Source organism: Allobosea sp. RCC_152_1 (genome assembly GCF_041360765.1).
GTDB classification, from domain to species: domain Bacteria; phylum Pseudomonadota; class Alphaproteobacteria; order Rhizobiales; family Beijerinckiaceae; genus Allobosea; species Allobosea spartocytisi.
In genome coordinates this window covers 24,239-49,067 of record NZ_JBFUPU010000005.1, presented here as the reverse complement: position 1 = coordinate 49,067, position 24,829 = coordinate 24,239, and the positions used below count along the sequence as shown (strand labels likewise).

Here is a 24,829-nt window from a genome sequence, read left to right as displayed (position 1 = left end):
GAGCGCGTTTCATGGCAGCGTCGACGGTCAGTCCGTGCCGAAGCGCCGCGGCTTCAGCGCCGCATGGAAGGTGTTGACCATCGTGACCGCGTCGAAGACCGGCAGGCCGAAGCGTTCGGCGATATCGGCACTGAACGGCGTCAGGTTGGTGCACTCCCCGACAATGGCACCGACATCGGGATGCCGGCTCAGGAGATCGCCCGCGGCGGCGAGCACCTCGTTGCGCAGCACGTCATAGGGAACGGTGTCGTCGCCCTCGCGGATGCTGCGGACGAATTCGGAGCTCTGCGGCAGGCCGACAACCGGTGTGTCCTCGGCGATGCCGACGGCGCGCAGATAGGGGCCGTTCAGCACCTCGGCATTGTAGGTGAGGATGCCGACCTTCTTGCCCGTCGGCAGCATGCGCTCGACCATCGGCACCTGCAGCAGCGCGCTGGTCGCGACCGGCACGGAGCAGAAATCGGCAAGCTCGCGCTGGTAGATCGAGAGGAAGCCGCAGGTCGTGGTGATGCCGTCGACGCCGGCATCGATCAGCTCCTGCGCCGCGCGCTTGAACGGTTCGAGCAGGCTGGACTGGTGCAGTTCCGTCATGCGCGAGGGCACGGCGTCGTGGACGATCTTGTACTGCACCGGAAAATCCCAGGTGCCGGCATGGCCGATATCGCCCGGCCAGCGCCGGAAGCGGCTGTTGACCATCAGGATGCCGACGGTGACGCCGTAATAGGTCTTCTGGCGAAGGTTGTTGCGCATGGAACCCTTCCGGATCGTGCCGCGTGGGCGTCAGTGGCGGCCGGCCGAACGCCGGAACCGCTCGTTGAGGAACAGGAGGCCGGTCATCAGCACCAGCAGCAAGGTCGCGACGGCCGCGAGCGTCGGATTGATCTGGAGCAGCAGGTCCGACCACATCTGGCGCGGCAGCGTGTTGAAGGAGCCGCCGGTCAGGAACAGCGCCACCGTCAATTCGTCGAAGGAGGTGACGAAGGCGAAGAGGAAGGCGGAGAGCAATCCCGGCTTGATGATCGGCAAGGTGATCCGGCGCAGCGTCTGCCACCGGCTCGCGCCCATCACCGCCGCCGCCTGGTCGAGCCGCCGGTCATAGGTTGCGAGCACCGCCATCACGGTGATGACGACATAGGGCACGGCCAGCACGGCATGGGCGATGACCAGCCCGGTCACCGTTCCGACCAGTTCGAGCTTCGAATAGAGGAAGAACAGGGCGACCGCGATGACGATGCGCGGCACGATGAGCGGCGACAGGATCACCGCGAGCGCGGCGGTCTTGCCCGGAAAGCGGTTCCAGGCCATCGCGAAGGCCGCCATCGCGCCCAGCACCAGTGCCACGGCGCCCGAAGCCAGCCCGACGACGAGCGAATTCCAGGCGGCGCTGGTCCAGTCGGAGGAAGCGAAGACGGCCTCGTACCAGCGCAGCGAGAAGCCGCCCGGATTGGCCTGCACCGCATTGCCCGGCGTGAAGGAGGCCGGGATCACGAAGAGCGTCGGGATCAGCAGGAAGGCGACGACGATGAGGAACAGCGCGAGGCTGCTGCCCCGGCCGAGCCCGCGGAAGGCGCGCGCGGGAAGCAGCCAGGCGAAGACCGCGCCGATGCCGGCACAGAGGCTGCCGAGGCCGTTGACGACCGCCCGGCCGATCACGTCGAGAGTGCGCGACCAGGCCGAGACCGTCCGCGCCGAGCGGTCGGCGGAGCCGCCGGCCAGGCTCGACAGTCCGACGACTCGGTCATAGGCGACGAAGACCAGGATCGAGGCTGCGAGCAGCAGGACCGAGAGCGTGCTGGCCGCCGGCCAGTTCAGCAACTCCTGGATCTGGGTGATGATCACCTGCGTCAGCATGGTCTCGCGCGCGCCGCCGAGCAGGGCAGGGGTGATGAAGAAGCCGAGCGAGCTGATGAAGACCATCATCGCGGCGGCGCTGATGCCCGGCATGCATTGCGGGATGTAGATGCGCCAGAAGATCTGGGCGCGTCCGGCGCCGAGCGTCTCCGCAGCACGCGACAGGTTGCCGTCGATCGTCTGCATCACCGGCAGCATCGTCATGACCGCGAGCGGCAGCATCGCATGCGACATGCCGATCAGCGTGCCCGTGAGGTTGAAGATGAGCGAGGCCGGCGCATCGACGATGCCGAGCGCGAGCAGGAGCTGGTTGACCGCGCCGTTCCGCCCCAGAAGGATCATCCAGGCGAAGGTCCGCACCAGGAAGCTGGTCCAGAACGGCAGCAAAACCCAGATGACCAGCGCGTTGCGGCTGCGGGGCGCGGCGTTCGCCAGATAATAGGCGACCGGGAAGCCGCCGACGACCGAGATCACCGTGGTCCAGCCGGCGATCTTGAAGGTGATCAGCAGGACGTCGAAATAGAGCGGATCGGAGAAGGCCTTGGCGAAGTTGGCGGAGGTGATCGCTCCGCCCTGGTCGAACAGCGACAGCGACAGGATCTGCCCGACCGGGAAAAAGAAGAAGAGCGCCAGGAAGGCGAAGAGCGGGAGCAGTGGCAGGAGCGGCCTTGCGCGGCGTAGCCGCGGCTGAAGCGCTGATATCGCGGGCTCGGCGACGGGGGCGGGTTCGTAATCGCGCGCGGACATGGCCGTCATGTCAGGCGCCCGGCGGCAGCACGATGGCGTCGGCGGCGGACCAGCCGAGCGTCACGCTCTGCCCGCGCTCCGGCAGCGGCTGCCCGGATGTCAGCTCCTTCGCGAGGAGGGTCGTGCCGTCGTCGAGCCGGACATTGATCTTGGTGAAGCCGCCGACAAAGACGGCGTCGAGCAATTGGCCGCGCCGGATGTTCTCATGCGCCTCGCCGTCGCGGATGAGTTTCAGCCGTTCCGGCCGCACCATCCAGTTGACCTCGGCATCGGTGCGGTGGCCGGCATCGGCCGCCACCTTGATCGTCGAGCCGTCGGCAGAACCGAGCAGGGTCTCCGTTCCGGTCGAAAGCACCTTCGCAGGGGCGATGTTGGATTCGCCGAGGAATCCGGCCGCGAACACCGAGGCCGGCTTAAAATACAATTCCGCCGGCGTGCCGATCTGCTCGACCCGGGCATTGTTCATCAGGCAGATGCGGTCGGACATCGACAGCGCCTCCTCCTGATCATGCGTGACGTAGAGGATGGTGATGCCGAGCTCGACATGCAGACGCTTGATCTCGGTCTGCATGTGCTCGCGCAGGTTCTTGTCGAGGGCGCCGAGCGGCTCGTCCATCAGGATGATCGAGGGCTCGTAGACGATGCAGCGCGCCAACGCGATCCGCTGCTGCTGGCCACCGGACAATTCGCGCGGCAGGCGCTCCGCGACATGGGGCAGATGGATGAGGTCGAGCACACGGCGCACCGCCGCGTTGATCTCGGCCGCGCCCATCCGGCGCATGCGCAGCGGAAAGGCGATGTTCTCGTAGATCGAGAGATGCGGGAACAGGGCATAGTTCTGGAAGACCATGCCCAGCCCGCGCTTCGCCGAGGGCTCGTCGGTGACGCGCCGCCCGTCGATCCAGATGTCGCCGCCCGTCGGCTCGGTCAGCCCGGCGATCAGCGACAGGAGCGTGGTCTTGCCCGAGCCGGACGGCCCGAGCAGCGTCAGGAACTCCCCGTCGCGCATCGAGAGCGTCGTCGGCTGCAGCGCCGCCACGTCGTTGTAGCGCTTGGTGACCTGTTCGGTTCGCAGCTTCTCCGACATCGGGCCTGCGCCTCAGCTACGGAGCAGCCAGGCGTTGAAGCGCTCGAACATCTTGTCCTTGTTCGCGCCCCACCATTCGTCGTTGCTCGGGATCAGCTTGGTGAAGTTGGCTGGCTCCGTCGGCAATTGCTTGGCGCGGGCGGGGTCGATGAACTTGAACGCCGTCTGGTTGGTCGGGCCATAGGCCAGCGCCTTGGTGTAGAGCGCCTGCCGCTCGCCATTGGCGCAGGAGGCGATGAACTTCTTGGCCAGCTCCGCCCGCGGGCAGCCCTTCGGGATCGCCCAGCCTTCCATGCCGTAGAGCCCGCCATCCCAGATGATCTCGACCGGCGCGCCATTGTCGATCGCCGCCTGGATGCGCGCATTGCTGGAGGGCAGGAAATCGACCTCGCCGCTCTGCAGGAGCTGCGTCGTCTGGGTGAAGCTCGTCCACCAGACCGCGATATGCGGCTTGATCGTGTCGAGCTTCTTGAAGGCCCGGTCGACATCGAGCGGGTAGAGCTTTTTCGGGTCGACGCCATCCGCCAGCAGCGCCCCTTCGAGCGTATGGATCGGGCTCTTCGGCAGGGCGCGGCGGCCGGGGAACCTGGCGACGTCGTAGAAATCGGCCCAGTTCGAGGGGCGGGCCTTCATGTTGTCGGTGCGGTAGCCCAGCACGCTGCCATAGACGTTGGTGCCCAGCCAGTCCGGCTGCTTCGCCAGCGGCAGAAGCTCGTCGTAATCTGCGCCCGAGAACTGCAATGGCTCGAGCAGCCCGGCATCCGAGAGCAGCTTGCGTGACGACAGGGTGATCGAGACGACGTCCCAGACATAGGACTTGGCGTCGACCTGCGCCTTCACCTGGCTGGTCGGCTCGGAGTCGCGGGAGACGTTGACGAGCTCGGCGCCGGTCTTGCGGAAGGGCGCATAGAAGGCGGGGGTGAAGCCGGTGACGTAGACGCCGCCGGGATCTGCCACGGTGATCCGCTCGGCGGCGGAAGCCGGGCGGATGATGAAGGGCGCGGCGATCAGGCCGGCGCCACCGCCGAGAAGGCCGCGCCGCGAAATTCCATTACGAACGAACGAGTGATCCGGCATGACATTCCCCTTTTTCTTGGAGTCAGGTGGAGAAATGGTCTTCGATGGTCATCTATGCCTGCGTCGAAATTGGAGACTGTTCTTCAAACAGGTCAATCTGTTTTTCAAAGCGGACGAATCCATCTACGCTCGATTCTCTGCTTCCGCGAGGGATGGAATGACTGAATTCGCGTCCGTTTGTGGTAGAATAATCTACGAATACGTCGTGCCCGGTCGCTTTCAGGAAAGCGATACGCTCGTCACGGCGGGGTTGGGAAAAGTTTAGCTGGATGATCGCTGTCCCGATGGACGGCATGCCGGCACCGGCATCTCGAATCCCGGGAACGACCGCCGCTATGCCCGGGCCGCCGCATCTCATGCGGGGTTCGACATGCGGTGCGAGAGAACGTCGATCGAGCCGCCGATCGCGCCGGCCCGAGGCCGGGGCGGACGAAATGGGCTCCGCCACTGTCCTTCGGCTGAGGAGCGAGGATGCGGCCATCGACTCCATCACATGGTCATTGTCGATTTCATGTTGTCGACAATACGCAAGGCATGTAGGTTTACAACATCAAATTTGCGCCGCATTCGATTTCGCATCGACCAGCGGTTCGACGGGGAGACGCGCATGAACAAGCCGGCAATGCCCGGTGGTGCCGTGACGGCGGTGAGCGCCCGGCGGCCGGCGATCGTCGTGGCGCCGAAATCGCTGACCCAGCAGATTTCGGACCATATCCGCTCCGAGATCATCCACGACAACATCAAGCCGGGCGAGTGGATCCGGGAGAAGGCGCTGACCGAGCAGTTCGGGATATCGCGGACGCCGCTGCGTGAGGCCCTGCAGATCCTGGCGACGCAGCGGCTGATCGAGATCATCCCGAACCGCGGCGCCGTCGTGGTCGCATTGTCGGATGACGAGATCCGCCATCTGCTCCAGGTCTATGTCCGCCTCGACGTCTTCGCGGCCGAACTCGCCTGCGAAATGGCGACGCCGCTGGACGACGAGGCAATCCGCCGGCATCTCGCGACCATGGCGGAGGCCTATCATGCCGGCGACCGCTATACCTATTTCGACGCCAACCAGGCCTTCCATCTCGCGATTGCCGCGGCATCGCACAATCCCGTGCTGATCGAGATGCACGCGCAGCTCAATCTGCGCCTCTACCGCACCCGCTATCTCGGGGTTCTGCAGGCCGAGAACTGGGCGAAGGCCTTCAACGAGCACGAGCCGATCGCCGAGGCTTTCCTCAGCCGCAATGCGCCCGAGCTCGCCCGGCTGGTCTCGGAGCATCTCGGCTTCGCCTGGCGCATGGTTTCGTCCGACGAGGCAGCGACGCCGGTCGATCTGGCAAGGACCGCCTGACTATCCGCTGACCTCCCGATCCGGGGCGACGACGATGTTGAAGACACCTGTACGACCGACCGTCGCCACCCATTGGGGCACCTATCGCGTGCGGATGTCCGAGGGCCGGCCCGCCGAGCTGGAAGGCTTCGAGAAGGACCCGGCGCCGTCTCCCATCGCCCGGTCGATGATCGGCGCGTTCGATGATCCCACGCGGATCGAGAAGCCGATGATCCGGGCCTCTTTCCTCGAAAAGGGCCATCGCGCGACAGGGGCAGGGCGCGGCGCGGAGCCCTTCGTCGCCGTGGACTGGCCCGAAGCCATCGCCATCGCTGCCGGCGAGCTCGACCGGGTCCGCAAGGAGCACTGCAACGGCGCGATCTTCGGCGGCTCCTATGGCTGGGCCAGCGCGGGGCGCTTCCATCACGCCCAGAGCCAGATCCACCGCTTCCTCAACGCCATCGGCGGCTATACCCGCTCCGTCGGCAATTACAGCTATGCCGCCGCCGATGCGATCGTACCGCATGTCGTCGGCGACCGTCGCGGGCTCGTCACCGATCACACTTCATGGCCCGTCATCATCCGCCACGCCCGGATGCTGGTGATGTTCGGTGGCCTGCCGCTGAAGAATTCGCAAGTGAGCTCGGGCGGGATCGGCCGCCATATCCTGGCCGAGAGCCTGGAAGCCTTCGCGGCGAACGGAGGCGAGCTCATATCGGTCACGCCGATCCGGGACGATGTCGAGGAGCGTTTCGGTGCCACCTGGCTGCCGATCGCGCCCAATACCGATACCGCGCTGATGCTCGGCCTCGCCCACACGCTCTGGAGCGAGGGGCTGCACGACAAGGCCTTCCTCGCGCGCTGCACCACCGGCTTCGACAGGTTCCTGCCCTATCTCTCGGGCGAGAGCGACGGCATCGCCAAGACGGCGGAGTGGGCGGCCGCGATCTGCGGCATCGATGCCGAAGCGATCAGGGGCCTCGCCCGCAGGATGGCGGCCCAGCGGACCATGATCATGCTGGCCTGGGCGGTGCAGCGTGCGGATCATGGCGAGCAGCCCTGCTGGATGGCGATCACGCTTGCCGCGATGCTCGGCCAGATCGGCCTGCCCGGCGGGGGCTTCGGCATCGGCTACGGTTCGGTCAACGGCATCGGCAACCCGATCCTCGACCTCGCCTGGCCGTCCTTCTCGCAGGGGAGCAACGGCGTCGACGACTACATCCCGGTGGCGCGGATCTCGGACCTGCTGCTGAAGCCGGGAGAACCCTATCAGTTCAACGGGCAGGAGCGGCGCTATGCCGATATCCGCCTCGTCTACTGGGCGGGTGGCAACCCCTTCCACCACCATCAGGATCTCAACCGCTTCCTCGAAGCCTGGAAGCGGCCGGAGGTGACGATCGTCCATGAGAGCTGGTGGAATCCACTCGCCCGCCATGCCGATATCGTCCTGCCGGTGACCACCCAGCTCGAACGCAACGATATCGTCTGCTCCAGCCGCGATCGCCTTCTCGCGGCCTCGCACCGGGTCGCCGCGCCGTTCGGGCAGGCCCGGAACGACTACGATATCTTCGGTGCGCTGGCTGCCGTGCTGGGCGCGGAAGCGACCTTCACCGAGGGGCGGGCCGAGGAGGATTGGCTGCGCTTCCTCTACGAGACGGCGCAGGAGCGTCTCGCGGGGCTGGGTTTCAACCCGCCCGATTTCGAGACCTTCTGGGAGGAGGGGGCGCTGCTCTTCCCGGAGCCGGAACGGCAGCCATCCCTGTTCGAGGCGTTCCGGCAGGACCCTGCCGCCAACGCCCTGCCAACGCCGTCCGGCCGGATCGAGATCTGGTCCGACAGGATCGCCTCATTCGGCTACGACGATTGCCTGGGCCACCCGGCCTGGCTCGAGCCGCGGGAATGGCTCGGCGCCGGCAAGGCGGCGCGCTTCCCCCTGCATCTGATCTCCAACCAGCCCAAGACCAAGCTCCACAGCCAATACGATCAGGGCTCGCATTCCCGCGCCGCCAAGATCCGGGGGCGCGAGCCGGTCCGGATTCATCCGGCCGATGCCCAGGCCCGCGGGATCGGCGATGGCGATATCGTCCGCCTGTTCAACGATCGCGGCGCCTGCCTTGCGGCGGCGGTGCTGTCCGAGGCGGTTCGCCCCGGCGTCCTGCAGCTCGCCACCGGCGCCTGGTTCGACCCGGCGACGCCAGGCGTCTCCGGGAGCCTCGAAAAGCACGGCAACCCCAATGTGCTGACGCATGATCTGGGGACGTCGCGCCTGGGGCAGGGGCCGAGCGCGCAATCCTGCCTCGTCGAGATCGAGCGCCACGACGGCGATGTGCCGCCCGTGACCGCCTTCGACCCGCCCCCGATCGCCAACCGCTCCTGAAGACGCCAACCCGCGCGGAGATATCCATGCTGATCAAGAGAGCCGATTCGAACGGGCGCCGCAGCCGCGCCGTGGTGCATAACGGCACGGTCTATCTCGCGGGGCAGGTGGCGGATGACCGCTCGGTCTCCGTGGCCGGCCAGACCGCCCAGGCGCTGGCGAAGGTCGACGACATGCTCGCGCAATGCGGCAGTGACCGCACCAAGATCCTGTCGAGCATCATCTGGCTGAAGTCGATGGACGACTACAAGGCCATGAACGAGGTCTGGGATGGCTGGGTCAACCCCGATCACGCGCCGGCGCGCGCCTGCGTCACGGGCGACATGGCCTATCCCGATATCCTCGTCGAGATCATGGTCGTCGCGGCCGCATAGCCGGCGCTGCAAGCGCTCTTATCGGATGAATGGAGGAAACAAGCGATGCCTCGCCCGAAAGCGATTGAATACAGCGAAGCCAGCGATGCGGTGAAAGCCGTCTATGACGAGATCAAGTCGGCGCGAAAGCTCGACGACGTCAACAATTTCTGGAAATACCTCGCCAATGACGAGAAGACCTTGCGCCGGACCTGGGACAGCGTCCGGGAGGTGATGGCGCCGGGCGCGCTCGACCCCCTCGTCAAGGAAATGATCTACGTCGCCGTCAGCGTGACCAATAATTGCGGCTACTGCATCGCGAGCCACAGCGCCGCCGCCGCCAAGGCGGGCATGACGCCTGAACAGTTCCAGGAACTGATTGCGGTCGTCGGCATGGCGAACGAAACCAACCGGCTGGTGAACGGGTATCGCGTGCCGATCGACCCGGCCTTCGAGAGATAGCCGCGGCGGTCGTCAGCGATCGGCCGATCGCAGGCACCCGGCGGCGTGTCGCGCCTCCGGGGAATTTTCCTCCGAGCGCGAGGGTGGAACGATGCTTCGTGTGGGTCTTGTCGGGCTGGGTCGTATCGCCAGGACATTCCTGAGCCTGCGGACGGCGGAGGATGATGCGCACTGGCAGGTCGTCGGTGTCCTCAAGCGGAATGTCGCGGCGGCCGACGAGGTGGATTTCCCTGTTGTCGACACGCTTGCCGGCATCGGCGCATTGGCGCCGGATCTTCTGATCGACTTCACCGGGCCGAGCGCACTCAACGCTTACGGAGCCGATCTTCTCCGTCTTGCCGACGTCTGGACGGTCGGCGCCGCGGCCCTCGTCTCCACGGCGCTCGAACGGGATCTGCGCGAGGTCGCGGGGCAGACGGGGCATCGCCTGCGATTGCTGCCGGGCGCGATCGGCGGGTTGGACGCGCTTTCCGCCATGGCGGTCGACCCCGACTCGACTGTTTCGATCTTGGCCTGCACGGCGTCGAATCCGGTCGCGTCGGGGGCGATCGATAATGCACGCTCCGTCGTTGGCAGGAGCCGTGGCGTGAACGTCATTGCCACCGCCGCCTTCGCCTCGCGCGGCCTGGACCGGACGCCGGTCGATCACGTCGCGGTTGGCGACGGGGAGCAGCGCAGATTCGCCATCGAGGCCGACGGCGCCTACGGGTCATTTCGTGTCTGCATCGATCCGGTGACGGACGCGGAGCGCGGTACCGTGCTTGTGGCCGCCAGTGCCATCGCTGCCCTGCGGAATGGCTACCGCCCGATTTGGGTCGGCTGACGCTGTCTTCGTTGAAACGCTCGCTCGCGGAACGCACCGCGGGCGATGCCAGCTTGAACGGATATTTGCCAGGGCCGAAATGGGCGAAGACCCGGAAGTCAAGCCGCCCAAGGCGCGACGAAGGTTTGTGCCCGGTGTCATTCGATGCACCCTTGCCAAGGGAAGCGGTTGCGCTCGGATCGCCGCCACTTCCTTCGATCCCGGCTTTCGTCAGGCGGCGAGGTGCCGGTTGAAGAAGCTGGTCAACTTGTCGAACGGGATCGCGTCGACCTTGTCATAGAGATCGACGTGGCTGGCTCCCGGGATGAGAGCGTCGAGAAGGACATGATCGCCGTGCGGATCGGCCCGGACTGGCGGCTGGTGGCCGTGGCATCGCCTGCGTATCTCGACATGCACGGCGTACCGCAACATCCGCAGAATCTGGTCCGGCACGTCTGCATCAACATGCGCCACGAGACAGCCGGCGGACTCTATGCCTGGGAATTCGAGAAGGATGGACAGGAGCTGCGCGTCCGGGTCAGCGGTCAGCTCACCTTCAACAATTCCTACGCCATGATCGATGCGGCGGTGAACGGCTACGGCATCGCCTATGTACCGAACGATATCGTGGAGCGTCAGGTCACATCGGGCGAACTGGTCCAGGTGCTGGACGACTGGTCGCCCTTCTTCGACGGCTATTTCCTCTATTATCCCAGCCGCCGACAGAATCTCCCGGCCTTCAAGGTGATCGTCGAGGCACTGCGCCACCGACGTCCGGCAGGTCCCTGAATCGTTGGGGTCCGCTTTCGGGCAATGCGCCAAGGTCAGCTCGTGGCGCGACCCCGACACGCCGGTGATTTTCCGGCGATCCCGAGAGCAAGCCTAGCCGTCGGATCCACCGGCCAAATACACTCCCAGGCTGCCGCGATCGACATGGGCGATCGGCGCCTTGTAGGTGATCCGGCCGTTCGAGATCACCGCGACCGTGTCGGCAAGCTCGAGCACCTCGTCGAGATCCTCGGAGACGAGGAGGACCGCCGCACCGTTGTTCCGTGCCTCGACGATGCGCGCACGGATGTCCGCGGCCGAGGCGAAGTCGAGGCCGAAGCAGGGATTGGCGACGACGAGCACGGAGATCCGCTCGGAGGAGAGTTCGCGCGCGAGCACCGCTCTCTGCACATTGCCGCCCGACAGCGCTCCGATCGGAGCGTCGGGCGAGGGACCGGCGACACGGAAGCGCGCCATCAGCTCGCGGCCGGCCGCGCTGATCGCGCGACGATCGAGCCACCAGCCGTGCCGGCTCAGGGGCGGCTTCTCGAAACGCCGAAAGGCGATGTTGTCGGCGATCGACATTCCGAAGACGGCAGCGTTCCGCAGCGGCTCCTCCGGCACGACGAACATGCCGGCTTCGTCGAAGGCGCGCCGCGTCGGCACGAAATCGCGCCCGTTCACGAAGATCTGCCCATCCGTCAGCGGCCGCTGTCCGCAGCAGGCCTCGACCAACGCGTTCTGTCCGTTCCCGGAGACCCCGGCCAAGCCCACGATCTCGCCCGCAGCGACTTTAAGGCTCACACCGCGCAAGGCCGGTCTGCCGTCCCCGTCCTCGGCGAAGAGCCCGGCGAGCTCCAGCGCAGGCTCGTGCGACCGCGGCATCTCGCGCCTGAGCGGCTGCACCGCCTTGCCCTTGTCCGGCCCGGGCGCTTCGCCGACCATCATCGCGGCCATTTCCCGGGTCGTCAGCCCGCGCCCCGAGCCGGCGATCCGCCCATGCCGCAATATCGTGACGGCGTCGGCGAACGCCTTCACCTCGCGAAACTTGTGGGTGATCATCAGCACGGTGATCTCGCCGCGCTCGGCCATCGCCTTGAGATGCCCGAGCATCTCGTCGGCCTCGGCCGGGGTCAGCACCGATGTCGGTTCGTCCAGGATCATGAAGCGCTGGTCGAGGTAGAGCAGCTTCAGGATTTCGAGCTTCTGCCGTTCCCCGGCCGAGAGTGCGCCCACGTTCCGATCGAGCGGCACGCGGAACGGCGTGCGGTCGAGAAAGGCATCGAGCCGTCGCCTCTCCGCTGCCCAGTCGATGACGGCGGGCGCGTTGCGCCGCGCGATGACGAGATTCTCGGCACCCGTCAGCGAGGGCACCAGCGTGAAGTGCTGGTAGACCATGCCGAGGCCGAGCGCCTGCGCCTCGCGCGGATTGCGGATCCGGGCCTCGCGGCCGTCGAGCAGCACCTCCCCTTCATCGGCGCGGTGGAAGCCCATCAGGCATTTGACGAGCGTCGACTTGCCGGCGCCGTTCTCGCCCAAAAGCGCATGGAACTCGCCGGCCGGGACCTTGAGCGAGACGCGGTCGAGCGCCTGGAACGCGCCGAACCGCTTCGAAAGGCCGATGGCTTCGAGGGCTGCGCCCCTTGCGGCTGGAATGGTGAACGCCTCGGGCATCATGCCTCCCTCACCGGGTGATCGAGAGCTCGCCCGGCGCGTGCCGGGCGGCGCGACGGGCACTGCCCGTGCCGGCCATGACGAGGAGGGTCAGGATGTAGGGAGCCGCGTTGAAGAAATAATAGCCCGCGGTGACGCCGATCGACTGGAGCGCCGGTCCGAGCGCGCCGGCCGCGCCGAAGAGAAGCGAGGCGGCGAGGCAGCGCCGCGGCTGCCAGCGGGCGAAGATCACGAGCGCGACCGCCATCAGCCCCTGTCCCGACGACAGCCCCTCGTTCCAGCTTCCGGGATAGAAGAGCGACAGGAAGGCCCCGCCGATGCCGGCACTCGCCCCGCCCAGCGCAGTCGCGACGAGGCGCACGCGGTCGACGGCGATGCCGAGCGCGCGGGCCGCGGCCGCGTCGTCCCCCGTGACCCTGACGACGAGGCCGGCGCGGGTGTTGCGAAACGCCCAGTCGAGCAGAAAGGCCAGCGCGATGCCCAGGAGAAAGAGCGGGCTGACGTCGAGCGCGAGAGCGAGCGACGGGATGCCCAGCCAATCGCCAAGCGGGAGCGAGGGAAGCCGGGGCGCAGTCGGCTGGATGTAGGGCTTGCCCAGGAAGACGGCGAGACCGGTGCCGAACGACATCATCGCGATGCCGATTGCGACATCGTTGACGCGCGGCAGGCGGCAGATCGCGCCGTGGAGCGCACCAAGGGCGAAGCCGGCCGCCGCAGCGGCAGCCACGCCCAGCCAGGGATTGCCGCTATGGTAGGAGACGGCGAAGGCGACCATCGCGCCGAGCACGAGGGTTCCCTCGAGCCCGAGATTCACACGTCCCGACTTCTCGGTGAGGCATTCGCCGAGCGAGACGAAGAGAAAGGGCGTCGACACGCGGATCGCGCCGGCGACCATGGCCACGAGGACCGCGAAAAGGCCGGCATCGGTCATGGCCGCTGCCTCGCGCCGCGAGGCTGGAAGATCGCAAAGCGCCCATAGAGCGTCTCGCTGGTCAGGAGGGTCACGAAGATCACGCCTTCGAGGAGCGCGACCGTCGCGTCGGGGAGGCCGAGCCGCCGCTGGATCAGGCCTCCTGCGGCGCTGAGCCCGCCGAAGAGGATCGCGACCGGCGGGATTGCGAGCGCGTTGTGGCGGGCGAGGAACGAGACGAGGATGCCGGTGAAGCCGTAGCCCGCCACCAGAGAGACATTGGCGGCGCCGTGGACCGTCGCCACGTCGAAGAAGCCGGCAAGGCCGGCGGCCGCCCCCGCGAGCAGGCAGCAGAGCACGAGCAGGCGCCCGACCGGCAGACCCTGGCCGAGCGCGGCGTGCGGATTGCCGCCCGCGATCCGGATGGCGAAGCCGGTTGTCGTCCGGCTGATCAGCACATGGGCCGCCAGGCACGCGATGAGGCCGGCCACCAGACCCCAGTGCACCGAGGTGCCCGGGATCGGACCGAGCATGGTTTCTGCCCCGATCGGATGGGTCGACGGCTTGTTGGGCGAGGCCGGATCGCGCAGCGGACCTTCGACCAGGAAGGAGAGCACGGCGACCGCGATGTAGGCGAGGAGCAGGCTCGCGATGGTCTCGTTGACGCCGCGCCGATGGCGGAGCACGCCCACCAGCCCGATCCAGAGCGCGCCGGCCGCCGTTCCGGCGATCGCCATCAGCAGGAGGACGAGAGGGGCGGGCGCCCAGCCGAGGAGCGGCAGGGCGGCGGTTGCGGCGGCGAGCCCGCCCATGACGAAAGCTCCCTCCCCACCGATGATCATGAGACCGGCGCGGGCGGGAAGCGCAACGCAGAGCGCAGTCAGGATCAGTGGCGCTGCGCGCTGAAGCGTATTCTGCCAGGAAAAGGCCGTGCCGAATGCGCCCCGCCAGAGCAGCTGGAAGAAGGCGGCGGGCGACTGTCCCATGGCGAGCAGGATTGCCGAGAAGATCGCGGCCGAGATGGCGAGCGCGAGCGCGGGAACGACGACGAACTCGGCAGCCCGGCGGAGCTCGTCCGCTCCCCGCATCGCGAAGCCCGCCGAGCCATGCGTCGCTTGATCTCCGGAAACCGCAGGTCTTTCCATCTCGCCGCCATAGCTCCAGACGTTGCCTTGCGGAGCCGGGCGGAGGCAGAGCGGGCCGCCTTCCGGTCCGGCTGACCTCAGGTGACCGATCCCTCGATGCCCTCGACGAGATAATTCGCGGTCTCGAGCTCGGGCGCGTAGTTGCCCAGCGCGCTGCCCGGGGCGACGATCACGTTGCCCTTGTTGTCCCTGATCGGGCCGGCAAACATCGGCTGCCCCGCCCTCAGGGCCGCGATCGCTTCCGTGGCGGCCCGGCGTGCCTCCTCGCTCGCGCCCGCGCCGAAGGGCGTGCTGGTCACCATGTCCTTGTCGTACCCGCCGATCGCGACGTTCGGCAGCGGTTCGCCTCTGGCGAGCAGCTCCGCGAAGCCCTTGTAGATCGTCTCGTACTTGGTTTCGGCGCCGGTGATGAAGCCCTTGGGTGCGAGGGCAGCCTGCGAGGTGTTGTGGCCGCAGCTCTTCACGCCGCGCCGCTCCAGCGTCTCGACGATGACCTTGGGGCTGTCGACATGGCAGGCGACGACGTCGCAGCCCGCGCTCGCGAGCGCGTTCGCGGCCTCGGCCTCCCGCACCGGCAGGGACCAGTCGCCGGTGAAGATGAGCTTGACGGTTGCGCCAGGGTTTCCCTTGCGCACGCCCAGCATGAAGCTGTTGATGGTCCGCAGGACGAGACTGATGGGCTTCGCCGCCACGTAGCCGATCTTGCCGGTCTTCGAGGACAGCCCGGCGGCGACGCCGTTCACGTAATGCGCCTGGTCCATATAGGCGAAATAGCCGCCGAGATTGGCTGGATGCTTGTCGGCCGACCAGAGTGTCGTGGGATGGCGGAGCTGCACATCCGGGTACTGCCTGGCGATATCGACCATGAACGGATTGAAATAGCCGAATGAGGTGCCGAAGATCAGCTTCGCGCCGTCGAGCTCGATCATCGACTTCATGGTGTTCGCCACGGCGAGCGTCTCGGGCACGTTCTCCTCTTCGACGACGGAAACGCCCGGAACCGTCTTCAGGGCCTCGACCGCCGTGGCGTGCGACTGGTTCCAGCCGAAATCGCCGCGCGTGCCGACATAGATGACGCCGACGACGAGCTTGTCTGCCGCACCGGCCGCGCCGGGCCATCCGGCCGAGGCGAGCGCCGCAGCGCCCGTCGTGGCCCCCAAGACGAGGCTCCGCCGCGAGATCCCTGCTGCTGTCATGTTCGTCACTCCCCTCTGACCGGAAACCGCCGCCCTCGCTGGCTCTTCGCCTAGCGAGTCATTCTTGCGTTTCGGCATCGCCGGGCCTCCCCGGAAGCGGCCATGCGCCGCGCGAGCCGTATCCATCAGGCCTCGACGGGGCCGGGCGTCCGCACCGGCGGCGGCGCCTTGTCCCAATCCTCCGCCGTCATCGTGCGGAGGTCGAAATAGTCGCGGGTCCGTACATAGCCGTGCCCACCCATGCGGCCGATCGCGTCGATCGCCGCCTGATCCACGTAATGGTTCTCGGGATCGACGGCGTCCTCGCGGATATGGGCCGCGACCACCTGACCGAGAATGATCTCGCGGGAGCGGCCGAGTTCGAGCGTGACGTAGCGGCGGCATTCCAGGCTTGCCGGCGCCTCGCCGATCCGCGGACATTTGATCTGTGAGCCGGGAACGGCGGTGAGGCCCGCCTGCGCGAGCTCGTCCACCGTCGCGGGAAACGGGACCGCGCAGACGTTCATGCGCTCGACCAGGGCATCAGACACGATGTTGACCGTGAATTCCTCGGTCATCCGGATATTTCGCGCCGTGTCCTTGAACGCCATGTCCGGCTTGTTCTCGACCCCGAGCGCGACGATCGCGGGATCGGCCGAGAGGCAATTGAAGAAGCTGTAGGGCGCGGCGTTCACCCGCCCCTCCTCGTCGACCGTGGTGACGAGCGCGATCGGGCGGGGCACGACGGTGCCGATCAGCAGCTTGTAGCGTTGGCGGGCGGTAAGCGCCGCGAAATCGAAGAGGGTGTGCGAGCTGGTCATTGCCCCTCAATCGGACGGGAAGATGCCCGCGATGTCGCGCACATCTTCCGTTGAATGACGAATATTCTCGTATGCATGATTCTGATATTCAAGAATACAATATGTGCATCGCGTTGCCGAAAATGCACATAAAAGCATCGGCACCGATTTCGCGTCGATGCACGAAACACGCCGGGAGTGCGACCGGGAGCATCGTCGGCCGGATGCGGAGAGGCGCCATGCGCCGCCCGGGCTTCGGTGAGATCAGGAGAGAGGCATGAAAGGCGGCGAGAAGCCCGGCGACGCGTCATCTCGCCGGCGTCGAGCCAGGGAAGGGCGCCTCACCCGGCCGTGCTGTAGCGCGCCAGAATATCGGAGATCCTGACGTCCTCGGCCTCCTGAGGCCTGGGCAGCGCCCGCGCCTCAACGGCGTGAAGATGCTCGTTCATGATGCTGATGGACGCCGCAGCATCGCGCGCGCGCAGCGCCGCGATCACGTTCCTGTGCTCGGCGGTCGCGCATTCGGCGACATGCGGTCGCCCATAGACGGCGAGGATCAGGGAGCAGCGCGAGACCACCTCGGAAAGATAGCGCGCAAGCAGCGCATTGCCGGCGAGGCGCGCGAGGACGATATGGAACTCGCCCGCGAGCCGGCTTGCCGAGGCGGTGTCGCCGCGCTGGGCCGCGGCCTCCTCCTCGTTCACATGGGCCTCGAGCATCTCGCCCATCTCGGACCGCCAATGGGTGGTCAGGCGCTGGACGATCTGTTGCTCCAGGCAATGCCGGACCTCGAAGATTTCCCGCGCTTCGTCGAGGCTCGGGATGGCGACGGTTGCCGTCCGCTTGCGCTTGATCTCAACCAGCCCCTCCTGGCTGAGCCGCATCAGGGCCGCCCTGACCAGCGTCCGGCTGATCCCGAAATGCGCGCCGATCTCGTCCTCGCGCAGCTTGGTTCCCGGCGCGAGCGCCTGCTCGATGATGGCGCGCCTGAGCGCCTGATAGGCAATGTCGGACCGCGACGAGATTTCCATGGGTCACGGGGATATCGCAAGAGTCGCTCGAGGCGCAAGTATGCGCAGCATCGCCGTCCGCGCGCATGCAACGAATTCATGATTGCCAATCTGATCCTTAATCACGTATACATGAATAGGTCCTCAACGCGAGGCAGGCAGGAGCATCCCGGATGGCAACACGCATTGTCACAATCGCGCTGAACCAGCAGCAGCTCGAACTCGTCGATCGGACCCTGGCCAAAGGCCTCGCGGAGGATCGTGCCGCCCTCATCCGGCATGCGCTGAGGCGCTATGCGGCCCGCCACCTGCCGGAGCAGGGCGCGGCAACTCGCCCGAGCCTGGCCGTCGGTTGAGCAGAGGGCAGCCGATGACGCGAGAGATTCTTCTCGACTTCGTCCTTGAGCCGGGCACGGGCAAGGCGCTCGAGGTCCGCAAGGGCCAGATCCTGCGCCTGGAGCAGATCGACGGCGGCCAATGCCTCGATTTCAACTGCTTCAATCTGCACGACTACAAGGAATATTTCCACGCCGGTCGGACCCGCACGCTGCACGGGCTGCATCCGACGAAGGGCGACTTCCTGTGGTCCGCGCCGCCGCGCGAACGGGCGATGATGTTCATCGCCGCGGACACGGCCGGGGCCAACGACGTGCTCTTCCCGCGCTGCAGCGCCAATCTCTACGAGTCCGTCTACGGGTACTGCACGCACACCAACTGTCAGGATATCCAGGCGGAGGCGCAGCGCGAATACGGCTTGACCCCAGACGACGTCCACGACTCCTTCAACCTCTTCATGGAGACGGGCGTTGACGACGCTGGGCGGCCCTACATCACCCGGCAGACGTCGAAGCCGGGTGACCATGTCGACTTCCTCGCCCTGATGGACGTGCTGGCCGTGCCCAATATTTGCGGGGCCGACGTGATGCGCACCAGCAATTTCTCGCTGAAGCCGGCCAGGATCAGCATTCTTCAGGCGACGGAGGCCGATCTCGACGCGGTCCCCGTCCTGCCCGTCTGGCGCACGCAACGGACCGTCGCGGACTTCAGGCAGCAGAGGATCAAGGCCGACAGGGAATTGCGGCGCGATTCCACCTATGTCGCCGAGTTCGTGAACGCTCCGATCCGGACCACCACCGTCGAAGTGCCGCTCGACGAAGACGAGCAGGCCCTGCTCGACCAGCTCAAGCGCAGCGATCTCTATGACGACGATGGCGCAGCGCTGCGCGACATCCTCTTCAGCTGGTGGGAGGAAGAACAGCTCGCCCGCTGATTTCGAATCTTAATAACCTTCATGATACCAAGTCGAAGAGGGGATGACCGAGATGACATGCGCTGCGAAAGCGCTCCGTGCGCGCCATTATCCGGCCATGCTGCTTGCGGCGCTGCTCTCCGCGTCGGCCCCCGGCGCGGCGGTCGCGCAGGAGGTCCCGGGATTCATGGACGTCGTGGCCGGCGCTCCCAGCCAGCCACAGGCCGGCGATGTCGGCCGGCTGGACGAGGCTCTGGGCGACGGCATGGTGCGCCGGGAGGCGACGGCCGCCGAAAGGAAGGTCATAGAGCTGAACAACGTCATGTTCGGCATCTACGACAACAATCTCAGGAAGTTCATCCGCAACCTGCGGGAGCAGAGCCCGATCATCATCGGTCTCTTCAACGGCGATGGCGGCTCGATGATCCTGTACCCGCCGGGGAAGGCGCCGATCGTCGCGCCGCCGGTGGCGCCGGTCTACCGGCTGGTCAAGTCGGTCTCGCACAGCTCCATGGCGATCTTCCAGCTCGTCGCGACCGCCGTGCGCGATCCGGCCGGGGACACGTCCTGGCGCGCTCCGGCGACGGCCTATCGGGCCAGTCTGAACGAGGCGCTCGGCAGCCTCGATGCCATCGAGCTTACGCCGGAGCAGCGCACGGTGCTGCGCGATCTCATCACGCGCAACATCGCCTTCCTCGACGCCTGCCTCTCCAAGGGCAGCTTCACCTATCCGGAGCTGGAAGCCTTCGCGCAGGGGCTGCGCCCGCTGATCGGCAAGACCACCGAGATCGCCGGCCTTGCCCAGGTCCAGCACTGGACCACGGTTCTGAAGGACTGGCGGCGCATGCTGGGGGCCGATTGGGAGCGGACCTATGCCGCCACCAACACCCTCTACGTCACCCGGCGCAACAACATCCTGTTCACGCTGCTCGCCCAGCAGATGGGACGGGAGGCGATCAACACCCGCCTGCTGCTGCTGGAGACCTCCGCCTTCACGACGAAGCCGCAGCAGATGCTGGAGTTGCTCGCCCGCATCGTGGCGGATCGCGCGCTCGGCAAGGTGTTCTTCAACGACTACTACCTGATGGATTCCGAGCTGCTCACCGACGGCACGCGCAAGGCGATGGCCGATCTGGCGGCCCAAGCCGGCGAACAGGTGATGCTGCCGCCTCTCGCGCCGTTCCTGAGCAATGCCTGGCCGTGGCAGACGAGCACCGAGTACGCGCAGGGCCCGAGCCAGATCGACTGGAAGTGACGGGCGCGTTGGCGCCCTCGACTCAACGACAGGCGCAGATCGGCGGGCGGCGCCGTTAGCGCGGATACGCAGGGCGGGAGGAGAAGAATGGGAGCCGGCATTTCACGCAGAGGGTTCCTGCGGGCTGGAGCGGCGGCGGGCGTCGCGCTCAACGTCTCCTTCCTCGCGCCGCCGGCCGGGGCCCGGCTGATCGAGACGCCGCCGCGGCCCGGCCCGGACTGGCTCACGCCCGCCGGCCGGCCGCGCTATCGCCTCGATGCCATCGCCAAGGTCACCGGAGCCAAGACCTTCGCGCGCGACTATCGCGCCGCGGACCTTCCCGGCTGGCCGCGCGAGCAGTCGCACGCCTTCCTTCTCCACGCGACCAAGGCCGACAGGAGCTTCGAGGGCATCGACCTGACGGTTCTCGGCGAGGCGCTGAAGCCCGACCGGATCGTGCTGCACGAGGATCTCGTCGCGGACGGCATCAAGGTGCCCCATCCCGACTTCTTCGGCGACGTCTTCCTGGTGCCGAAGGGCGAGACGCCGCGCCTGCTCGGCCAGCCGGTCGCGCTGCTGATCTATCGCGATTTCGCCCGCTACGACGCCGCCAAGCGCAAGGTCCGCTTCGACGACAGCGTCGTGCGCTACGGCGCGGCGACCCCCTACAACCAGCCGCCGCATTACGGCGCCTCGCGCTATGTGCGCATCGACGGCGGCTCGCCCGAGGCCGAGGACCGCTATTCGCCGTTCAAGGACAGCGTCATCTTCGGCAAGTTCTCCGGCGACAAGGCCGTCTGGCCGAGCCCCGGCGAGGGCGATGCCATGGCGCGCGGCATGGCCGCCGCAGCGCAGATCGAGCAGGACATCGCCGCAGCCGGCAGCGACGCGCTCGTCCTGAAGCGGAGCTATTTCTCGCAGTCGATCGACGCCTCCGCCATGGAGGCCGACAACGGCAATGTCTGGTACGACGCCGCGACCGGCGTGCTCCACGTCATGGCCGCCTCGCAGTCGCCCTATGAGGTGGCGGAGGTCTCGGCCGAGCTGGTGTCGACGTCGAAATTCCCGCTGAAGGAGGTCGACCTCAAGGTCGGCTACACCGTCGGCTACGGGACGAAGGACCACTACATCTTCCCGCTCTTCTGCGTGCTCGCCGGCCTCTATGGCGAGGGACGGCCGGTGCGGCTCGCCAACGACCGCTTCGAGCAGTTCCAGACGGGCCTCAAGCGGCATGCCTTCTGGATGGACAACACGCTGGTCGTTGACCGCAGCACCGGCAAGTTCCGCATCATGACCGGGCATTTCAGGACCGATGGCGGCGGGCGGGCGAACTACTCTTTCTCCGTCGCCTTCGTCGGCGCCACGGCGGCGCAGTCGATCTACTATCTGCCGCAGAGCGACTTCTCGGCCGCCGCCTTCGCGTCGCGGGCGGTCGAGGCCGGTTCCACTCGCGGTTACGGCACGCTCCAGTCCATGTCGGCGACCGAAATGATGGTCGACGAGGCGGCGGAGCTGCTCGGGATCGATCCGATCGAGCTCCGGCTGAGGAACGTCTTCCGCTCCGGCATGAAGAACACCCAGGGCGCTATTCCGGCGGGCGCGCTGCGTAATGAGGAGATCCTGCTCAAGGCCAGGGCGCATCCGCTCTGGAGCGCACGCGCGCAGAAGAAGAAGACGTTCGAGGCGGCCAATCCGGGCAAGAAATACGGTGTCGGCTATGGCCATGTGCAGAAGGACTACGGCACCGGCGCGGAAGCCGCGCTCGCCTCGCTCGAATTCGACCCGCGCGGCCGGATCAGCTTCCGCCACGTCGCCCACGAGATGGGGCCCGGCGTCACGACCTCGCAGGCGATCATGGTCGGCGAGATTCTGGGCCGCGTGCCGGACGAGACCGAGTACGGCGTCGTGCGCTGGCCGCAGATGCCGCTCGAGACGACGGACGAGCCCTATACGCTGAGCCAGGACGAGGAAGACCGGCGCAAGCAGAACCCGCGCTGGACACCCCGCATCACCTCGCCGATGAGCGCGACCAACAGCGTCTACTATCTCGGCCATGCGACGCGCGAGGCGGCCCGAATCCTCGTCGACCTGGCGCTTTGGCCGGCGGCCAGGTCGCTCTGGTCACGCGGGACAGGCGGCGGCGCGCTCGCGCCCTACGACGTGCGCCGCGAGGATCTGCGGCTCGGGGGCGGCATGATCAACGCAGGCGGCATGCCCCCGCTCGCCTTCGAGGCGGTGGCGGCGGAAGCGCATCGCCTCGGCCTGCCGACCGGCGTGACGGTTCATACCTTCAACCGCTGGCAATGGACGGAAGCCGAGTTCGACGTGCCCGAGCGCGGCCGCCTGCGGCTGTCGATCGATGCGCTCGCCCTGCGCTACGGCGAAGGCGCGTCCGAGGAGCACAAGCGGTCGATGACGACGGGTGGCTGGCATTTCATCGAGCGGGCCGCAGTGTCCTATCCGCCTGCCCAACGCAACAATGCCGGCGTCACCTATTACGCGCCGATGGCGACCCTCGCCGAAGTCTCGGTCGATATCGGCAGCGGCACCGTCACCCTGCTTTCCCACCACTCCATCCTCGAATGCGGCCGGCAGGTCGTGCCCGAGCTGGTCTCCGGCCAGATCCAGGGCGGCATCGCCATGGGCATCGGGCACGCCCTCAAGGAGTATCTGCCGCTCTACGAGGACGGTCCCGGCGACGGCACCTGGAACTGGAACCGCTACGAGCTGCCACGCGCCAAGGACGTCGCCCTCTGGTCGCAGACGGCGGAGGTGCTGCCCCCGCTTTCCGACAGCGACCCGCCGAAGGGCATCGCCGAGGTGGTGATGATCGCCGTGGTGCCGGCCATCGCCAATGCCGTCACGCATGCGATCGGCAAGCGCTTCCACGACCTGCCGATCACGCCCGAGAAGATCCGGGAGGCCCTGTCATGACGACCGAGACGAAACCGCTCGCCCTCACCGTCAACGGCAGGCCGGTCGGCCCCGTCGACGTGCCGGAAGGGCTGATGATGCAGGACTTCCTGCACGAGTACCTGAACCTCACCGGCTCCCGCATGGGCTGCGGCCAGGGTATCTGCCACGCCTGCACCGTCATCGTCGAAGGCGAGGGCGGCGCGCTCAGGGAGATGCGCACCTGTATCACCGGCGCGCACTGGTTCGCCGGCAGGACGGTCGTGACCGTCGAGGGGCACGCCAGGCATGACGCGAAGGGCGAGATCGTCCTGTCGCCGGTCCAGCAGGCCTTCATCGAGCACTTCGCCTTCCAGTGCGGCTATTGCACGCCGGGCTTCGTCACGGGCGCGACCGTCCTGATCGACCGGCTGAAGCGCAAGCCGGTCGCCCGTGCGGAACTGGAACAGGTCGTGACCGAAGCGCTCGACAAGCACATCTGCCGGTGTACCGGCTATGTGCGCTACCATACGGCCGTACGCGACCTCATCCTCGCCACGCCCGGCCTGGTCAGCGGGTGACGGGGCCGGCGATGAAGAAACGGACTCTCCTGCTCGCGGCCGCAGCCGTGATCCTTGCCGGGGCCGCCGTCGCCGGCAGCGTGTTCTTCGGCGCGCTCGAGACCAGCGTGGTCTCCAAGGCCGTCGAGCGCCCTCTCGGCGCCGACGAGATGAAGCGGCTCGCCGAGCGCGGCGCCTATGTCGCGGTCGCCGCCGACTGCTATGCCTGCCATACCGCCAAGGACGGCGCCGCCTGGGCGGGCGGGCTGCCCTTCGAGACGCCTTTCGGCACGCTCTACGCCACCAACATCTCGCCGGACAAGGAATTCGGCATCGGCGCCTGGACCCGGGCGGAGTTCCATCGCTCGGTCAGGGACGGCGTCGGCAAGGGCGAGCGGCACCTCTACCCGGCCATGCCCTATGCCTCCTATCGCGAGATGAGCGAGGAGGACGTCGACGCCGTCTACGCCTATCTGATGACCCGCGAGCCGATGCGGGTGCCGAACCGGGAGAATGAGCTCTCCTTCCCGTTCAACATCCGCCAGTCCCTCACCTTCTGGAACCTCTTCAACCTGCGGCGAGAGGGCTTCGCCGCGAACGCCGCGCGATCCGAAGTCTGGAACCGCGGCCGCTACGTCGTCGATGCGCTGGGGCATTGCGGCGAATGCCACACGCCGCGCAACCTGCTCCAGGGGATGGAATCCGGCGCTTATCTGAAGGGCGCCGTGATCGAAGGGGTCGAGGCGCCTGACATCACGAACGAAGGCCTCGCGCGGATGGGGTTCGACCCGTTGACGCTCGCCCGTTTCATGAAGTCGGGCCTGTCGGCACAGGGCTCGATGACGCACCAGATGTTCGAGGTCGTCCATTTCTCCACGCAGTACATGAGCGAGGGCGATCTCCAGGCGATGGCCGCCTATCTCTTCGACCTCGACGCTTTGCCCGCAACGCCGGTTCCGCCGCCGGCTCCCGCGCCCGTGGAGGTTCCGGCACCCGTCGCTGCGGCGGGGCGCGGCACCTATCTCAACCTTTGCGCTGGCTGCCACGGCGCCGACGGCCAGGGCATCCCGCATGTCGCAGTCCCGCTGTCGACCAACGCCTCGCTGCGGCTCGCGAGCCCGCGGAACTTCGTCCGCGCCGTGCTCCACGGCATTCCCGCCCAGCGCTTTCCTGGGCTGGAGCGCATGGAGGCGATGCCGGCCTTCACCGAGCTGCTCGATGACAAGGCGCTCGCCGACCTGACGAACTGGATGCGGGCTCGCTGGGGCGGGCGGCAGCCGATCGTGACGGATGAGGAGATTGCGAAGTTGCGGTGAGGCCAGCTCGCCTCGCGGC

General features: G+C 67.0%; 21 protein-coding genes and 2 pseudogenes. 12 read left to right on the top strand and 11 right to left on the bottom strand.

Features of this window, described 5'->3' with window-relative positions; translation table 11 throughout:
• Positions 1 to 27: 27 nt before the first annotated feature.
• The 4 genes from AB6806_RS17460 to AB6806_RS17445 are packed head-to-tail and all read right to left on the bottom strand — an operon-like array spanning position 28 to position 4,762.
• Entirely contained in the window at positions 28 to 750 is a 723-nt protein-coding gene (locus tag AB6806_RS17460) for an aspartate/glutamate racemase family protein (RefSeq protein WP_038363369.1), read from the bottom strand.
• Positions 751 to 780: 30 nt separating this feature from the next.
• Positions 781 to 2,607: an ABC transporter permease subunit gene (locus AB6806_RS17455; RefSeq protein WP_370955027.1), complete on the bottom strand. Its 1,827-nt coding sequence runs from the start codon at positions 2,605 to 2,607 to the stop codon at positions 781 to 783.
• Position 2,608: 1 nt separating this feature from the next.
• Positions 2,609 to 3,685, bottom strand: a complete 1,077-nt coding sequence (locus AB6806_RS17450; RefSeq protein WP_370955026.1) for an ABC transporter ATP-binding protein — start codon at positions 3,683 to 3,685, stop codon at positions 2,609 to 2,611.
• Between the two features lie 12 nt (positions 3,686 to 3,697).
• Complete coding sequence (locus AB6806_RS17445) at positions 3,698 to 4,762, bottom strand: ABC transporter substrate-binding protein (protein WP_191125623.1); 1,065 nt, start codon at positions 4,760 to 4,762, stop codon at positions 3,698 to 3,700.
• Positions 4,763 to 5,369: 607 nt separating this feature from the next.
• Here AB6806_RS17445 and AB6806_RS17440 point away from each other — a divergent pair.
• The 5 genes from AB6806_RS17440 (at position 5,370) to AB6806_RS17420 (ending at position 10,098) form a co-directional block, all read left to right on the top strand.
• On the top strand, positions 5,370 to 6,104 hold the full coding sequence (locus AB6806_RS17440) for a GntR family transcriptional regulator (protein WP_370955025.1): 735 nt from the start codon (positions 5,370 to 5,372) through the stop codon (positions 6,102 to 6,104).
• A 34-nt stretch (positions 6,105 to 6,138) separates the two neighbouring features.
• Positions 6,139 to 8,460 (top strand): molybdopterin-dependent oxidoreductase, encoded by a 2,322-nt coding sequence (locus AB6806_RS17435; protein WP_370955024.1) that lies wholly within the window; start codon positions 6,139 to 6,141, stop codon positions 8,458 to 8,460.
• Positions 8,461 to 8,486: 26 nt separating this feature from the next.
• Entirely contained in the window at positions 8,487 to 8,834 is a 348-nt protein-coding gene (locus AB6806_RS17430; protein WP_133560792.1) for a RidA family protein, read from the top strand.
• 45 nt (positions 8,835 to 8,879) lie between these two features.
• Entirely contained in the window at positions 8,880 to 9,275 is a 396-nt protein-coding gene (locus AB6806_RS17425) for a carboxymuconolactone decarboxylase family protein (RefSeq protein ID WP_038363377.1), read from the top strand.
• 91 nt (positions 9,276 to 9,366) lie between these two features.
• Complete coding sequence (locus AB6806_RS17420; protein ID WP_370955023.1) at positions 9,367 to 10,098, top strand: hypothetical protein; 732 nt, start codon at positions 9,367 to 9,369, stop codon at positions 10,096 to 10,098.
• Positions 10,099 to 10,308: 210 nt separating this feature from the next.
• On the opposite strand, the pseudogene AB6806_RS17415 reads toward AB6806_RS17420, so the two are convergent.
• Positions 10,309 to 10,407 (bottom strand): annotated as a pseudogene (locus AB6806_RS17415) (alpha/beta hydrolase); the annotation flags it as partial.
• On the opposite strand from AB6806_RS17415, the pseudogene AB6806_RS17410 reads away from it, so the two are divergent.
• Positions 10,405 to 10,866: pseudogene (locus tag AB6806_RS17410) on the top strand (LysR substrate-binding domain-containing protein); the annotation flags it as partial. The pseudogenes AB6806_RS17415 and AB6806_RS17410 overlap by 3 nt on opposite strands.
• 93 nt (positions 10,867 to 10,959) lie before the next feature.
• On the opposite strand, the gene AB6806_RS17405 reads toward AB6806_RS17410, so the two are convergent.
• From AB6806_RS17405 to AB6806_RS17380, 6 genes are all read right to left on the bottom strand, one after another.
• Complete coding sequence (locus AB6806_RS17405) at positions 10,960 to 12,522, bottom strand: ABC transporter ATP-binding protein (RefSeq protein WP_370955022.1); 1,563 nt, start codon at positions 12,520 to 12,522, stop codon at positions 10,960 to 10,962.
• Positions 12,523 to 12,529: 7 nt separating this feature from the next.
• Positions 12,530 to 13,450, bottom strand: coding sequence for an ABC transporter permease (locus AB6806_RS17400; RefSeq protein WP_113252940.1), 921 nt, complete (start codon positions 13,448 to 13,450; stop codon positions 12,530 to 12,532).
• Positions 13,447 to 14,517: an ABC transporter permease gene (locus AB6806_RS17395; RefSeq protein WP_248311171.1), complete on the bottom strand. Its 1,071-nt coding sequence runs from the start codon at positions 14,515 to 14,517 to the stop codon at positions 13,447 to 13,449. Before AB6806_RS17395 ends, AB6806_RS17400 begins: the two co-directional genes overlap by 4 nt.
• 134 nt (positions 14,518 to 14,651) lie before the next feature.
• On the bottom strand, positions 14,652 to 15,770 hold the full coding sequence (locus AB6806_RS17390; RefSeq protein ID WP_191124589.1) for a BMP family ABC transporter substrate-binding protein: 1,119 nt from the start codon (positions 15,768 to 15,770) through the stop codon (positions 14,652 to 14,654).
• A gap of 125 nt (positions 15,771 to 15,895) precedes the next feature.
• Complete coding sequence (locus tag AB6806_RS17385; RefSeq protein WP_051988062.1) at positions 15,896 to 16,570, bottom strand: flavin reductase family protein; 675 nt, start codon at positions 16,568 to 16,570, stop codon at positions 15,896 to 15,898.
• A 320-nt stretch (positions 16,571 to 16,890) separates the two neighbouring features.
• Positions 16,891 to 17,580 carry a GntR family transcriptional regulator gene (locus AB6806_RS17380; protein ID WP_370955021.1) on the bottom strand — a complete coding sequence of 230 codons (690 nt, stop codon included), beginning with the start codon at positions 17,578 to 17,580 and terminating at the stop codon, positions 16,891 to 16,893.
• A gap of 152 nt (positions 17,581 to 17,732) precedes the next feature.
• Here AB6806_RS17380 and AB6806_RS17375 point away from each other — a divergent pair, with 152 nt between their 5' ends.
• From AB6806_RS17375 to AB6806_RS17350, 6 genes are all read left to right on the top strand, one after another.
• The gene (locus tag AB6806_RS17375) at positions 17,733 to 17,915 is read left to right on the top strand and encodes a ribbon-helix-helix domain-containing protein (protein ID WP_038363396.1); all 183 of its coding nucleotides are present in this window, start codon (positions 17,733 to 17,735) and stop codon (positions 17,913 to 17,915) included.
• A gap of 14 nt (positions 17,916 to 17,929) precedes the next feature.
• Complete coding sequence (locus AB6806_RS17370; RefSeq protein ID WP_142023191.1) at positions 17,930 to 18,829, top strand: DUF1989 domain-containing protein; 900 nt, start codon at positions 17,930 to 17,932, stop codon at positions 18,827 to 18,829.
• Positions 18,830 to 18,872: 43 nt separating this feature from the next.
• A complete protein-coding gene (locus tag AB6806_RS17365; RefSeq protein WP_142023192.1) occupies positions 18,873 to 20,063 on the top strand; it encodes a hypothetical protein in 1,191 nt (396 codons plus the stop codon).
• A gap of 87 nt (positions 20,064 to 20,150) precedes the next feature.
• Positions 20,151 to 22,976: a xanthine dehydrogenase family protein molybdopterin-binding subunit gene (locus AB6806_RS17360; protein WP_370955020.1), complete on the top strand. Its 2,826-nt coding sequence runs from the start codon at positions 20,151 to 20,153 to the stop codon at positions 22,974 to 22,976.
• The gene (locus AB6806_RS17355) at positions 22,973 to 23,515 is read left to right on the top strand and encodes a (2Fe-2S)-binding protein (RefSeq protein ID WP_038363401.1); all 543 of its coding nucleotides are present in this window, start codon (positions 22,973 to 22,975) and stop codon (positions 23,513 to 23,515) included. Before AB6806_RS17360 ends, AB6806_RS17355 begins: the two co-directional genes overlap by 4 nt.
• A gap of 11 nt (positions 23,516 to 23,526) precedes the next feature.
• Entirely contained in the window at positions 23,527 to 24,810 is a 1,284-nt protein-coding gene (locus tag AB6806_RS17350) for a c-type cytochrome (protein WP_370955019.1), read from the top strand.
• The last annotated feature ends 19 nt before the right edge of the window (positions 24,811 to 24,829 follow it).